The sequence below is a fragment of the Algoriphagus halophilus genome (assembly GCF_900129785.1).
In the GTDB taxonomy this organism is placed as follows: Bacteria; Bacteroidota; Bacteroidia; order Cytophagales; family Cyclobacteriaceae; genus Algoriphagus; species Algoriphagus halophilus.
The window spans coordinates 751,147-766,092 of sequence record NZ_FSRC01000001.1; the positions used below are offsets into that span (position 1 = coordinate 751,147).

Annotated in this window: 12 protein-coding genes; all 12 read left to right on the top strand. The window is 40.1% G+C overall.

The genetic code is table 11. From position 1 onward, the window contains the following. The first annotated feature begins 28 nt into the window (after positions 1–28). The 12 genes from BUR11_RS03150 to BUR11_RS03205 all read left to right on the top strand — a co-directional run bounded on the left by BUR11_RS03150 (position 29) and on the right by BUR11_RS03205 (position 14,942). Positions 29–1,384, top strand: a complete 1,356-nt coding sequence (locus BUR11_RS03150) for an NAD(P)/FAD-dependent oxidoreductase (protein ID WP_074223363.1) — start codon at positions 29–31, stop codon at positions 1,382–1,384. After that, positions 1,381–2,925, top strand: a complete 1,545-nt coding sequence (locus tag BUR11_RS03155; RefSeq protein WP_074223364.1) for a 4Fe-4S binding protein — start codon at positions 1,381–1,383, stop codon at positions 2,923–2,925. The genes BUR11_RS03150 and BUR11_RS03155 overlap by 4 nt, the downstream gene beginning before the upstream one ends. Beyond that, positions 2,926–4,398: a cellulose synthase family protein gene (locus BUR11_RS03160; RefSeq protein ID WP_074223365.1), complete on the top strand. Its 1,473-nt coding sequence runs from the start codon at positions 2,926–2,928 to the stop codon at positions 4,396–4,398. It abuts the gene before it with no gap. Next, on the top strand, positions 4,385–5,095 hold the full coding sequence (locus BUR11_RS03165) for a glycosyltransferase family 2 protein (RefSeq protein ID WP_074223366.1): 711 nt from the start codon (positions 4,385–4,387) through the stop codon (positions 5,093–5,095). Before BUR11_RS03160 ends, BUR11_RS03165 begins: the two co-directional genes overlap by 14 nt. 11 nt (positions 5,096–5,106) lie before the next feature. Next, positions 5,107–5,982 carry a hypothetical protein gene (locus BUR11_RS03170; RefSeq protein ID WP_074223367.1) on the top strand — a complete coding sequence of 292 codons (876 nt, stop codon included), beginning with the start codon at positions 5,107–5,109 and terminating at the stop codon, positions 5,980–5,982. A 65-nt stretch (positions 5,983–6,047) separates the two neighbouring features. After that, a complete protein-coding gene (locus BUR11_RS03175; protein ID WP_143185818.1) occupies positions 6,048–7,301 on the top strand; it encodes a glycosyltransferase 87 family protein in 1,254 nt (417 codons plus the stop codon). A 6-nt stretch (positions 7,302–7,307) separates the two neighbouring features. Next, the gene (locus BUR11_RS03180) at positions 7,308–8,042 is read left to right on the top strand and encodes a hypothetical protein (protein ID WP_074223368.1); all 735 of its coding nucleotides are present in this window, start codon (positions 7,308–7,310) and stop codon (positions 8,040–8,042) included. 28 nt (positions 8,043–8,070) lie between these two features. After that, entirely contained in the window at positions 8,071–8,817 is a 747-nt protein-coding gene (locus tag BUR11_RS03185; RefSeq protein ID WP_074223369.1) for a DUF6503 family protein, read from the top strand. Positions 8,818–8,824: 7 nt separating this feature from the next. After that, complete coding sequence (locus BUR11_RS03190; protein ID WP_074223370.1) at positions 8,825–10,048, top strand: bifunctional alpha/beta hydrolase/OsmC family protein; 1,224 nt, start codon at positions 8,825–8,827, stop codon at positions 10,046–10,048. Continuing rightward, the gene (locus tag BUR11_RS03195) at positions 10,045–11,091 is read left to right on the top strand and encodes a glycoside hydrolase family 113 (RefSeq protein ID WP_234982067.1); all 1,047 of its coding nucleotides are present in this window, start codon (positions 10,045–10,047) and stop codon (positions 11,089–11,091) included. Before BUR11_RS03190 ends, BUR11_RS03195 begins: the two co-directional genes overlap by 4 nt. 143 nt (positions 11,092–11,234) lie before the next feature. Continuing rightward, on the top strand, positions 11,235–12,938 hold the full coding sequence (locus BUR11_RS03200; protein WP_074223371.1) for a hypothetical protein: 1,704 nt from the start codon (positions 11,235–11,237) through the stop codon (positions 12,936–12,938). A 27-nt stretch (positions 12,939–12,965) separates the two neighbouring features. Continuing rightward, entirely contained in the window at positions 12,966–14,942 is a 1,977-nt protein-coding gene (locus BUR11_RS03205) for an ATP-binding protein (protein ID WP_074223372.1), read from the top strand. Positions 14,943–14,946: the final 4 nt, after the last annotated feature.

Below are 14,946 nucleotides of genomic sequence, written 5' to 3' on the forward strand. Positions count from 1 at the left end.
AACAAACTTCAGAAAACCAGCCCATTTAATGAGTAAAACCCGACACGTTGTGATTATAGGCAACGGAATATCCGGAGTCACATGTGCCCGCCAATTAAGGAAATTGGATGATCAGATCCGCATTACTTTAATTTCAGGGGAATCGAAGTATTTTTTTTCAAGAACAGCCTTGATGTATGTCTACATGGGGCATATGAAGTTTGAACATACGCAACCCTATGAGCCTTGGTTTTGGGATAAGAACAGAATTGAATTACGCCAAGACTGGGTGAAGGAAGTTGATTTTGAGAACAAGAAACTTATGTTTCAATCGACTAATGAGTTAAGCTATGATGAGTTGGTGATCGCTACGGGATCAAAACCAAATAAATTTGGTTGGCCTGGGCAAGATTTATTAGGTGTGCAAGGGCTTTATTCCAAGCAGGATTTAGAGTCCATGGAAGATTTGACAAAGGATGGTGTGGAGAGAGCAGTGATTGTGGGCGGAGGTTTGATTGGTATAGAAATGGCTGAAATGTTAGCCTATCGAAAGATTCCAGTGACGTTTTTGGTGCGAGAAGAAGGGTTTTGGAATAATGTTTTACCAAAAGAAGAGTCGGACTTGGTAGGAAGGCATGTGAAGGCACATCATATTGATTTAAGGCTGGAAACTGGATTAAAAGAAATTGTTGCAGATCAACACGGACGGGTAAAATCGGTAATTACTTCATCTGGAGAAGAGATTTATTGTCAGTTTGTAGGCTTGACGGCAGGAGTGACTCCTAATATTGATTTTCTAAGAGAAAGTAAACTGGAAGTAAATAGAGGAGTAAAAGTAGACTCGCTCTTCCAAACCAATATTCCGAATGTGTATGCAATTGGAGATTGTGCAGAGTTTCATCAAGCCCCTGCACCGGATAGAAAAGTAGTGGAGCAGGTGTGGTATACCGGAAGAATGCATGGGGAGACCTTGGCTTATACCCTTCATGGAAAGCCTACACCCTACCAACCAGGCGTTTGGTTTAATTCTGCAAAGTTCCTGGATATTGAGTACCAGACTTATGGAACTGTTCCTCCCCAATGGTCAACGGAGGAATTTGACTCCTTTTATTGGGAACATTCATCTGGAAAGGTTGCATTTCGGATGTTATTGCTAAAAGATGGCACCATTCAAGGTGTGAATAATTTTGGATTTCGTCTGAAACATGAATTCTTTGACAAAGTCATTAAAGGAAGATGGAAGGGTGAACAAGTGATTGCACAGCTGGAGAAGGCCAATTTTGACCCAGAGTTTTTTGCCCCTTATATCCAGGAAATCCAAAAGGCGTATAATGCCCAATTCGGCACAGACATTAAAATAGGGAAGAGATCGTTCATCCAAAAACTTCTGGGAGCAAGCATATGAAATTGATTCAAAAAATAGGCATACTATTGTTTTTGGTGGGAATAGGACTCTTTACCGTCATTCCATTTATGGGGAGTTACAGACTGACTGAAACCCAAGTAATAGAACACACAAAAGATATTCACCAAGAAAAGATGGTGGAAATTCTTGCTCCGATATATGGAGAGGAATTCAGTTCTAACTTCTCATTTATAGAGAGTTTCAATGAATATTTCAATCAATATAATGACCAATTAAAATCCCAGTCCTTGTGGGATGAGGTCATTTGGGATGACTATAGTTTTCCTTTGGCGAAAGCTGCTTTGAGTAGTCCTGTTAAGGATAATCCAATGCTCTTCTTACTGCTTTCGGTAGGATTAGCAGTCTTAGGGGGACTGATGTACAACCTTCCTAGCTATCAAGGCGAATCCGAGGGGGTTAAGAATAATGGAATATTTCATTCTGCCATGAAAAATAGAGGCTGGATGGGGATGATAACCGGTGCCTATTTAATTCTCTTTTACATCATTTTGTATTGGTATCCAGCCTATCTGGTCAATTTGGTGGCCATGGTGGATCCCTTGAGTCAGATGTTAAGTGGTAATCCGGCCAGTCAATGGTTCCTCTACGGATTTATATACACCCTTGCAATCCTGGTGATGGGAATCAGGATGTTTCGAAAATATAGAGGGAATAAATACCAACAGCTCCGAACTGCCTCGGTCATGTTTTTTCAAACAGCCTTTGCTTTTTTGATACCTGAAATTCTGGTGTTATTTAATCAACCTTATTTTGATTTTAAAAACATCTGGCCTCTGGATTATGATTTCTTTTATGACTACCAAATAGATGCCTTTCTTAGTGGAGGCGGTGTTGGTATGTTTATGCTGATTTGGGGGATTTTGTTGATAATTATAGGGGTGCCTGTTTTTACCTATTTCTTTGGAAAAAGATGGTATTGTTCCTGGGTTTGCGGTTGTGGTGGTTTGGCTGAAACCTTAGGTGACCCGTATAGGCAGTTATCTGACAAGCGTTTAAAAGCCTGGAAATATGAACGGGTAATTATCCATAGTGTATTGGTTTTGGTAGTAGTCATGACAGTTTTGACTATTGCTAATTACTTTTCAGGATTTTCTCTTTTGGGAAATGTAACGAACCAGTTACATTCGTTTTATGGTTTTGCCATAGGATCAGCATTTGCAGGAGTTGTTGGTACCGGATTTTACCCTTTTATGGGCAATAGAGTGTGGTGCCGATTTGGTTGTCCTCTCGCCGCTTATTTGGGAATCGTTCAACGATTCAAGTCCAGGTTTAGAATTACCACCAATGGAGGACAGTGTATTTCTTGCGGAAATTGCTCTACCTATTGCGAAATGGGGATAGATGTAAGATGGTATGCACAAAGAGGTCAAAACATTGTCCGGTCTAGCTGTGTTGGTTGCGGAGTTTGTTCTTCAGTTTGCCCAAGAGGGGTGTTAAAACTGGAAAACGATTCGGAAGAAGGCAGAATCAATGAATTGCCCATTATTATTGGAAATGATTCCATAAAGTTGAACGCCTAAATGATCTTTCTTTACCTATTGATAGGAACATACATCCTGGGGATGCTATTTATATTTGTATATAGTCTTGCCCAGGGCAACCTTCTTTGGAATTTTTGGAAGGCTCGGAAAAAGTTGGCCAGCATCCCGGTAAAGGAAATGGAAAACTGGCCGAAAGTAACCGTTCAGCTTCCTGTTTTCAATGAACTTTATGTGGTAGAGCGCCTGATTGAGGCTGCTTCCAAATTGAATTACCCAAACGAGTTGTTGGAAATCCAAGTTTTAGACGACAGCACCGATGAAACAGCGGACTTGTTGAAAAAGAAGATAGCTCAATATCCCGAAATAAATTTCCAATACATTCACCGAACCAATAGGGCAGGTTTTAAAGCAGGTGCTTTGAAAGATGGACTGGACAAGGCAAGTGGTGAATTTATCGCCATTTTTGATGCGGATTTTGTTCCCGATCCCGATTTTTTGCGCAAGACTTTGCCATTTTTCAGTTCAGAAAAGATAGGGATGGTCCAGACAAGGTGGACCCATTTGAACAGAAATTATTCTTTGTTGACACGCTTACAGGCATTTGCCTTGGATGCACATTTTCTCATCGAACAAATGGGAAGAAACAATCAGCAAGCGTTCATCAACTTTAACGGAACCGGTGGAATTTGGAGGAAGAGCTGTATTCTTGATGCTGGAAACTGGCATGATGATACCCTGACAGAAGATCTTGATCTTAGTTATCGGGCTCAGCGAAAAGGATGGGAGTTTGTGTACCGACCGGAAATTGAATCCCCGGCGGAGCTTCCGCCTATTATGTCTGCTGTGAAATCCCAGCAGTTTAGATGGACCAAAGGAGGGGCAGAATGTGCGGTCAAACATATCCATGGAGTGATGGCACAGGCGCTTCCTTTTCGGGTGAAATTTCATGCGTTCGCTCATCTTTTCAACAGTAGCATTTTCATTGCGATCTTACTGGTGAGTTTTAGTAGCATTGGCGTTTGGTGGGCAGGGGTGACCGGATTGATTCCTGAAAAACTATTCAAGTTAGCAGGAGTATTTATGATTGGTTTCGTAATTATCGCAGGAGTGTATTTGGTCTCTTATTTCTATGCCAGAAGGTCTTTTATCAAAAGCTTAGGACAAGTGTTTTGGCAACTTCCGTTATTCCTTTCTGTTTCTATGGGCTTGGCACTTCACAATGCCCAGGCAGTCTGGGAAGGGCTTTCAGGAAAAAAATCCCCCTTTATCCGAACTCCAAAATTTAATTTGGAAGGAGGAAAACAAGGCCTGCAATCAAATAATTATATTAATTTCAAGATTCCGATTACCACTTACTTCGAGGGGTTGTTCGCCCTGATCTTTTGGGGAATGGTTTTCCTTCATATGCAATGGAGAACTTACGAAATGCTCCCTTTCCATCTCATGTTAGCTCTGGGATATAGTTTGGTTTTTATTACCTCATTCAAAGCTTATAGTCTTGGTAAATCCTAACGATTTCAATAATCCAGTAATTATTGATGTGATCATTCCTGCATACAATGAGGAAAAATCGATTCCCTATGTAATCCGTGATATTCCGGATTTTGTCAGGCATGTGGTAGTCGCCAATAATAATTCCACTGATGGGACCAAAGATGCTGCTGAACAAGAAGGAGCCGTAGTGGTTTTTGAACCTCAAAAAGGATATGGGAAAGCCTGTTTGACTGCAATGGCTTGGATTGAAAAACAAAAGATCCAACCAGACATCGTGGTGTTTCTGGATGGGGACTACAGCGACTATCCCGGGGAAATGGAGGGGTTGGTAAAGCCAATCATTGAGAATGAAGCGGATATGGTGATTGGTTCCAGGGCGAAAGGTCAAAAGGAAGCAGGATCTATGACGTTTCCCCAGGTTTTTGGAAATTGGCTGGCCACTACGATGATGCGCTATATCCATAAAGCGAATTATTCCGACCTTGGTCCCTTTAGGGCAATTGCCTGGAAGAAGTTATTGAGCTTGAATATGGAAGACCAAAACTTCGGTTGGACCATAGAGATGCAAATCAAAGCGCATAAAAAAGGGCTTAGGTATACTGAAAGGCCCGTGAATTATAGAAAGAGGATAGGTGTTTCCAAAGTGAGTGGAACTGTAAAAGGCGTGATCGGTGCAGGGTACAAAATAATTTGGACGATTTTTAAATATTGGTAAATTGATTTAAAATGAGACAATTAGCAATCTTCTTTTCTTTCATCATGCTTTTCGGCTGTGGTGTCAACCCTCGATCAGGTATCGACGAAAATCAGTTTTCCAACTACTGGTACCAAGGGAAGGCCGAAATAAATGTCTTTGATTTGGAACAATACCGCTATGGAGAAAAGCGTGAAGGGGAAGCAGTGATGATTTTCGTGACCGAAGACTTTTCAAGGAGAAAACAAGTGAAACTGGATAACCCTGAAGATGCAGGGGCAGATGCCCGAAAAGTTCTGAAAATGAATATGACAAGGGAATTTGTGACTGGGATTTATCCCTATCATACCATGCTTTCAGCTTTTACTCCGGTATATGATGAAGAAAATGCCTTTAAAATTACTGCATCTGTCACCGAATGGTGTGGACAGTCTTTTACCCAATTAAACTGGAAAAATGGATCCTATAAAGCACGGCTGTTCTCCTATTTTGAATCGGAGGGAGACCAAGAATTGAGCTTGGATGGTGCTGCAGAAGATGAACTATTTAATACCATTAGACTTAACCCGTCTATTGTTCCTGAGGGGGATGTTCGTTTGATCCCTTCATTAATTTTCCAAAGATTTTCTCATGTTCCTTTAAAAGTAGAAAGAGCATCCATTTCAAAAAGAGATGTCTCAGGAAACCAAGCAGAAATCACAGTAGAATATAAATCCATCAATAGGAAGGTTAGCGTCCGTTATCAGAAATTCTTCCCCTTCGAGATTTTGTCTTGGGAAGAAATCCAAACCAAAGAAAATGGAGAAGTGGAGCGAACCATAGGAACTAGAAAAAGCATGGAAATGCTTGATTATTGGAATAGAAACGGATCAGAAGATGAAGAGCTGAGAAGGGCTCTTGGGCTTTGAAAGAAAATCTGAAACGAGGTTGGCAATTCTTACTATGGCTAATTTTGGCTATTGGAATTTATTTTTTGAGTCAAATTCCTCGTGAATCCTTTGGGTTGGTCTTCCTGATTTATTCCTGTTGCTTTGCAGCCCTACTTTTAATTTATAGAAGTTCTAATGGTAGAATCAATTGGCTGGGAGTTTTTGTTGCCGGCCTGTTTTTAAGGCTTCTGATGTTCAATTCTACACCTCAATGGTCAGAGGATTATGCCCGCTTTTTATGGGATGGAGAGCTAGTCAGAATACATCAGAACCCATATCTGGAAATGCCCTCAGATTGGATGGAAACGCATGCGCAAGATTCAACCGATTATTTGGAAAGTCTTTACGGGTTGATGAATTCTCCAAATTATTATTCTGTGTATCCTCCGACGAACCAACTGCTGTTTGTTGTAGCTTCCTATCTATCTAAGCAAAATGTTCTGAATGGAATTAATTGGTTGAGGATACTTTTGATCCTTTCTGAAGTTGGGGTGTTTATTTTATTGTGGAAATTATTGAGAGGGAATTCTAAATTGATTCTGTATTGGTTCAACCCTTTTGTAATTCTTGAGCTAAGTGGTAACCTCCATTTTGAAGGATTGGTCTTATTGGCCTTGCTTCTTTCGCTTTGGGCTTATAAAAAGCAGCAATTTTTGGCTTCTGGATCATTTTGGTCTTTAGCCGTCGGTCTGAAAATCCTGCCTTTGATGTTGCTTCCTTCCTTTCTGGGAACAAAGCAAATCAGAAAATCTTTGGGTTTTTGGATTGGAGGAATCATTGTTTTTGGGATTTGTTTTTTGCCCTTGGTACTAAATAATTCCTGGATTAGTCTTCTGACCAGCTTAGAGTTGTATCAAGGTAAATTTGAATTCAATGCCTCTGTGTATTACCTTCTTCGAGAAGTAGGTTTTTGGATAAAAGGATACAATACCATCGCAACATTGACCAAAATTCTAAGTGCAATTACCTTGGTGGGGATTAGTTATATTTCTTGGAAGAAAAAAGCGGAGTCAATGGGGCAATTGGCTGAAATCTGGGTGTTGATCTATTTAATATATTTACTCCTCCAACCTATTATTCACCCTTGGTATATCATTCCAGCTTTTGGGTTGAGCCTTTTGACCAACATGAAATCCATGGTATTCTGGACTTTTTCAGCCGTACTTTCCTATCATGCGTATAGTCAGGTTGATTTCATAGAAAATCCTTGGGTTTTATTCTTGGAGTATTTGATTCTTGGTATTGGATTGACTTGGGATTTCAAGAAGGAGAACTTTAATTTAAAACCTATCCATTGATTCAGCATGAAAAAAATTTGTTACATCATTTTCTGCTCTCTTTTTTTGCTTGGCTCATGTACTAAGAGCCCAGAGCAAAAAGCGATATCAATTTTAGAAAAGGCAATAGAGGCACATGGTGGGCAAGAAGCTTGGGAGCAACTGGAAACATTGAAATTTAGAAAATGGACCAGATTATTGCTGGAGGATGGATCGATTGAAAGTGAAACAGATCAATTGATTGAACTTCGGATGAAGCCTTATTTGGAGGGAACCATTTCTTGGGTTTCTGATAGCATTGAACATATTTCTACTTTTAATGGGTCTACCATGAATTATACCATGGGTGGGAATTCCATTAAAAATCAAGGGTTTCTTCAATCCAAAAAGAAAGATTTTGATGCGGCTTATTATGTGATTGCACAGCCTTGGAAATTACTCGAAGATGAAGGAGCATCTTTGTATTATGAAGGTCAAAAAGAATTGGCATCAGGCCAGCTCGCAGAAGTGGTTCGTGTAGACTATGGACCTGAGCAGGATGTTTGGTGGTATTATTTTGATCCGGTAAGCTATCAAATGCTTGGAAATGAGGTTCAATTAAAGGACCATCGTAGTATGGTGGAAAATGATACCATGGAACAAGCCGGCCCTTTTCTTCTTTATGGAAAAAGAACCAGCTATAGAATCAATGAAAAAGGCGAAAAACTCTATGTCCGAGCTGAATACCAATATTCTGATTTTGAAATCACCCTTGAGAAATAACAAAAGTAACCACTCTTTATCCCCAATTATGAAATCTTTCTTTTACCCGCTGATTTTAGTTTCCATTGTTCTGATATCCTCCTGTGATACGAGAACCGAGGCCGAAAAAATAGTCGATAAATCCATTGAAGCCCATGGTGGAAAGGCGTATCAGTCTTCCATTATTGAGTTTGATTTCAGAGACATTCACTATACCATATATAAGACTCCTGAATCCTTTGAATACATCAGAGAGTTTTCGCATCCTTCTGGAGAAGTCAAAGACATTTTAAATAATGAGGGATTTGTCAGGACAGTAAATGGGGTAGAATTAGATACCTTAAATGCGGAGTGGATAGGAAAATATACTCGCTCGGTCAATTCGGTCGCTTATTTTGCATTTCTACCTTATGGTTTAAACGATCGGGCAGCAATCAAAACCGATCTTGGCATTACTGAGATTAAAGGTGAAGAATACCATCTGATCAAGGTTACCTTTTCTGAAGATGGGGGTGGAGAGGATTTTGAAGATGAGTTCCTTTACTGGATAGGTAAAGATGATTATTTGATGGATTATATGGCCTATTATTACCTGACTGATGGAGGTGGAGTGAGAATGAGGTCCGTGATGAAAGTAAATGAAGTAGGAGGGATTCGATTCCAGGATTATTTAAACCTAAAGCCAGAAAGTGAACAAACTCCGGTAGAGGACATGCAGGAGTTGTACCTAAATGGTAAATTGGAAGTGCTTTCTGAAATTATTCTTGAAAATATAGAAGTGAGAAAGTTGGAATAAGCTAGTTATGAACCCAAAAAAACTGACATTTAAGAATAGGAAAGGCCTGGATCTGGCAGCTCATTTGTATGAACCGCTAGATCAGGTACCTATTTACTATGCAGTTTTTGCTCATTGTTTTACCTGCTCTCAAAATTTTTCTGCTGTCAAGCGAATCAGCATTGCCCTTTCTCAACAAGGAATAGCGGTTTTAAGCTTTGATTTTACGGGTTTAGGAAATAGCGAAGGAGCGTTTGAAGAGAGTAATTTCTCCTCGAATATCACCGACTTAAAAGACGCTGCTGATTTCTTAGAGAATACCTATCAAGCCCCAAAAATGTTGGTAGGCCATTCCCTGGGTGGAGCAGCGGTGCTGTATGCGAGTTTGGATCTACCAAAAGTTACTGCAGTGGTGACCATCGGTGCACCGGCTTTTCCTGAGCATGTGACCCATCTTTTTACAGAAAGTCTGGAGCAAATAGAGAAATTAGGTAGTGCGGAGGTAAAGATCGGAGGAAGACCTTTTCGAATTTCGAAAGAATTCGTAGATGATCTAAATCAGAAACCTTTAGAAAATCTCCTGAAAAATCTCAAGAAATCACTATTGATTGTCCATTCCCCACAGGATGAAATTGTAGGGATCAATAATGCTTCTGAATTATATCATGCTGCAAGGCATCCGAAGAGTTTTGTGTCGCTGGATGGTTCTGATCATATGATCAGCAAAAAAGAAGATAGCCAATATGTAGGTGAACTTATTTCAAGTTGGAGCAAACGATATGTCTTGGTTGAGGGGAAAGAAGGTGAAAAATACCTGACAGATGGGAACCAGGTCAAAGTAAGATTATCTGGTCCTGGATATACCACAGAAATCAAGACTCCTTATCATCATATGATTGCGGATGAACCGTTGGAAGTTGGTGGGAATAATCTTGGTCCTAATCCCTATGATTTTTTAATGGCCTCTTTGGGGAGTTGTACAGCCATGACACTCAAAATGTATGCTACTAGGAAGAAATGGGACTTGAAGGAAGTGACAGTTTTCTTGAATCATGACAAGGTTCATTTGAATGACAGTAAAAACCCAAATGAAAAGGAATCAAAAGTCAGTCGATTTACCAGAATTATAGAATTGGAGGGAGATTTAGGGGAAGATCAGCGACAAAGACTCTTAGAAATTTCGCATCGTTGTCCTGTACATCGTACCTTAGAAGAAGATATTGTGATCCAGACACTTATTAAAAAATCATGAAGCCTTGGTATAGCAAGTATTTGTTAAGCTCTTTTGCGGTTTTTCTAGCCTTTGGAATGCTGTGGTGGAGCATGCCGGAAGAGGAAATATTGGTGGTTTCAGAAAAGTGGAAAGGTGTATGTTGGGTAGGTAGTAGATCTCCTTTGGATGGAAGTGAGTTAAGAGCTTTGAAAGCCATAGGAGCCAATGCCATTTCTCAAACTCCATTTGGGTGGCAAAGTGATATCCATAGTCCTGAGATTCGTTGGGAGGTGGACGCAGAGCGTCAATGGTGGGGGGAATCAGGTAAGGGTATTCAAGTGACCCATGATTCCTCCAAAGTATTGGGAATCACCAATATGCTGAAACCTCATCTTTGGGTGAGGGGCAGTTGGCCGGGAGAGATTAAAATGAAAAATAAGGCCGATTGGGAAGCTTGGTTCACTAATTACACTGCATTTATTTTAGATTATGCCCACCTCGCAGAGGAGTTGGGGATACCCATGCTCTGCATTGGGACTGAGTTGGAGATGACTAGTGATAGGGCAGAAGATTGGGAGCAGATTATAGCCGCTATTAGAAAGGTTTATTCTGGAAAGCTGGTCTATGCAGCGAATTTCACTGAGTTTGAACACATTACTTTTTGGGATAAGCTAGACTATATTGGGATCCAGGCCTATTTCCCCCTTGCAGATGATCACAACCCCAGCCTTGAAGAATTAAAAGAAGGATGGGGAAGACAGCTCCCGAAAGTTGAAAAGGTGGTTAAAAAGTACCAAAAACCAGTATTGTTTACCGAAATCGGCTATTGTAATACGGTGGATGCTGCCATTGAACCTTGGGTTTGGCCCAATGAACGAAAAGAAATTGAGTTTTCGGAAACGGCGCAAGCGCTATGTTATGAAGCATTTTTTGAATCAGCATGGCCCAAAAGTTGGCTGGCAGGTGTGTATTTCTGGAAGTGGTATCCCAACAGGCATGATCGGGAACCTGATTTTACTCCCCAAGGGAAAAAGGCCGAATTGGTAATGGCCAGGTACTTTACCAAGGATCAAGATTCGTAAGAATTCTCTGCTTGCGTAGATCCTGATTTATGTAGGCTGTGGTCTTGAAAATTTTATTCTGATAAAATTCTGTATTTTAGAATAATTGAACATTTTCAAAGTGAAATGGAGATTTGCCATTCCTGAGACAATTTGATTTTTCTATGAAAACGATCCGAATATTCATTGCTTCATCTTCAGAATTGAAAGAAGATAGGGATCAATTCAGGAATTTTATTAGCCGACAAAATGATATTCTTCATAAGAAAGGCTTGTACCTGGAATTGGTGCAATGGGAAAATTTTTTAGATGCAATTTCTGACTCCAGGCTTCAAAATGAATACAATGAAGCGATACGTAACTGTGATATCGTTTTGTGTTTGTTTTTCACGAAAGTAGGGAAGTATACCGCAGAGGAATTTGATACTGCATACCAAGTTTTTAAAGAAAAAGGGAAGCCAAGGATTTGGACTTACTTTAAGAATGCCCAAATCAATACTGGGTCTATTACCGATGAGATCAATACCCTGTTGGCATTCAAAAAGAAAATAGGGGCCTTGGGGCATTTCTATACAGAGTATACCAATATTGACAATCTGATCAATCAGTATAGGAATCAATTAGATAAGTTTTTGGTAAATTATGAGGAGGGGGCGAGTTCAGGGAAAGATCCAAAAACCAATAAGGAAAATGGGCAGGAAGCCCAAATTGATCAGGTAGTTTTCAATGAAGAATTAACAAAACGATTATTAGAGGCTATTAGCAGGCATAATAGGAAAGCTGCAGATTTCCTAGGTGCCAATGGGGATTGGGCTGAAAACCCACAGCTCGTTAGAACGGCCAAAAGGATCATCATCAATGGGTTTGTGGGAGTGATTGGAGTACAAATCCGAAAACTGATGTCCATCGGAGAGGAGCCCTACTCTACGAGTAAGTTGACAAGGTATATTGAAAATTGTCAACTGGCCGCGAAGCGAAGCCTTCAACTGATCTGTTACTCTTTGATATCTACCTTATGGGATCATCATTTGGAGAAGAAACCAGAATTTTCTCCGAAGCAAAAAGAAGCCTTTGCTAAGTTTTTTAAAAATGCCGCGGAAGAGGATCTGATGGACTTCTTGGACCTAATGGACCACCTGATCACAGCATTCAAAGACAATAAGTTGGAATTCCTGATTTCTGAATCATTGGAACTTCTTCCTCAACTACAAGCAGGCACGGTCTTTTACCAAGCTTGTGAGCAATTGATGGAGCTTCAGAAATCAGCGAAAGGAAAAGAGCTTTCAGGAAAAGACTGTTTAGAGGCAGAGGAGAATTTGTCCGTAATTCTGGAGAATTTGAGCTTCCTTGCTGAGTATAGAATGATTTCCATTAATGAGATCGATTTTAATCAACAGCGGAACGACGAGGAGGGATTGTACCTGCATAATTACACGTTTTTAGTGGGAGAAAGTCAGGCGAATAATACCAGCCAAAGTAATGTTAGAAGAGAGTCTTCTCCTGTGATTTCCCATGCTGTGATTTTGTTTAAAGACAATTACAGGAAGAATATTAACCTGGATCCCTTTATTATAGACTATAATGGGCTGGCTTTGACAGGAGGTTCAAAAATTTGTTTTTATTCTTATTGCAATACCTACGACGATGGCAATCTGAACTTCAAGTTTATCGAGGACAACAGCAATGTGGTGATTAATAAATCCAATAACCCCAAACCAGATGAGGAGGATTTAAATGCTTTGAATAGATGGCTTTCCAAAAAGGAAAATAGGAAAGACATGAATTTCGATAAGGTCTATAGTTTGTTTTATCATGCGAAGAAGACCCTGACAGGCATTGAAGAAGAAACCACCGAAGATTTATTTTGATTTCCGCACTATCTAAAAGATAATTTCATGAAAAAATATCCTTTCAAATTTCTGGATTCCTATGATAGAGAAGATAGGGTCGTATTTTTTGGAAGGGATGAGGAGATCAATACCCTGTATGAAATGGTGTTTCAGTCTCCCGTAGTATTGGTTTATGGGGCTTCAGGAACTGGTAAAACCAGTTTGATCAACTGTGGGCTAGCTGGCAAGTTTCAACCTCATGACTGGTTGGATTTGATGATCAGACGGGGAAATAATATCAACAGCTCCTTGAAAACCATTTTGAAAAATGCGGGTGGAGAGGCAGATGAGGAAGGTGCGCAATGGGTAGATGATTGGGATTCCGTTACTGATAAGAATGGAGAGGAGTTGACGCCTACCAGCAAAGCTTTAAAAGCAATCTATCAGAAATCCTTTAGGCCCATATACCTGATATTTGACCAGTTTGAGGAACTGTTTATTCTGGGGTCTAAATCCGAACAGCAGGAATTTTTAGAAACAATCAAAGGGATTTTGCATTCCTACCAGCCTGTTAAAATGATTTTTTCGATTCGGGAAGAGTATTTGGGATACTTGGTGGAATTCGAACGTGAAATCCCACAACTTCTTCAGAAGAAGCTGCGGGTAGAACCTATGAATTTGGATAAAGTGAAGCAGGTGATTATAGGTGCGGCTGCTTTTGAAGGTTCGAATATTAGCATCAAAACTGGTGAAGAAGATGCGGTCGCTGAGGCTATTTTTCAAAAAATTAAAGGCGGCAAGAAATCCCTGACAATCCAATTGCCCTTCTTACAGGTGTTTTTAGATAAACTTTATTTGAATATATCTGGGGATCAAAAAAGAGAGAAGCCTGCTGAATTTACCTTGGCCAAGGTCAATGAAATGGGAGAGATCGGAGATATTCTAAGCAATTTCCTGGAAGAGCAGGTTGCTTCTATTTCCAATGGATTGAAGGGTAAATACCCGAAGTTAAACGTAGAGACCACCTGGAAAATTTTATCTCCTTTTGCTACCCTGGAAGGCACCAAAGAGCCTATCAGCAAGAAAGAGCTTTTTGATCGATTACCGGATTTTGATAAAAAGTTGGTGGAAGAAGTCCTTTTGGCTTTTATCAATAGTCGAATGCTCCGCTATAATGAGAGCATAGACTCCTTTGAAATCGCGCATGATTCCTTAGCCAAGCCCATCGCTGAAAAACGAAGTGTAGAGGAGAAAGCGTTGTTGGAGATCAAACGCTTGATCAAAAGTCAGGTGTCAATCAAGGAGGAGGCAAGAGAGTATTTTTCCGAAAAACAACTGGTGTTTATTGAACCCTATTTAGAGAAGTTCAAACAAACCAAGGAGGAAACAGATTGGATTAAAAAAAGTGAACAATACATCCGGGAGCAAAAAGAGCTAGCAGCAAAGAATAAGCTGTTAGAAATGAATAAAAAGAAAAGGGAAAGAAGGGTTTGGATAGGTGTGATCGCAGGCATTATGCTGGTAAGTATTTCATTTTTTGTGATAAGGGAGATAAACAATAGAAGGTCTCAAATAGCAGATTTGGAGAGAGATTTAGCCAGACAAAAAGACCTTGATCGGACGGAAGAGTTGTTGAGATTGGTAATGAAGGGGCGTGGGAGAAATTATGAAAATGTAAGCGACTCTGCATTGATGGATATCCTTTATAAAGAGCGGACCTATCCTTTGGATAGTTTGATTTCTATAGAAGCATCGGTAAGCCCTTCCAATAAAGGTGGAAATAACAGGAATTTCACCATGTGGTTAGATGTGCCTTCCTTCCGCAAAGAAGAAATCAAAGAAGTGCATTATCATTTTTGTCCTGGATTTATTGACCGTCTTCGCATTTCAAAAGATCCATCTTCCCAGTTTTCAATAGGCTATTTGGGGTATGGCTATTGTCCAGTTATGAAAATCGAGATATTACTGAATGCAGGGGATACGATTACCAGAAACTTTTCCTATGAGGAGTATTTTAAAGCTAACCCACCAGAGGGTAGCTAATGTT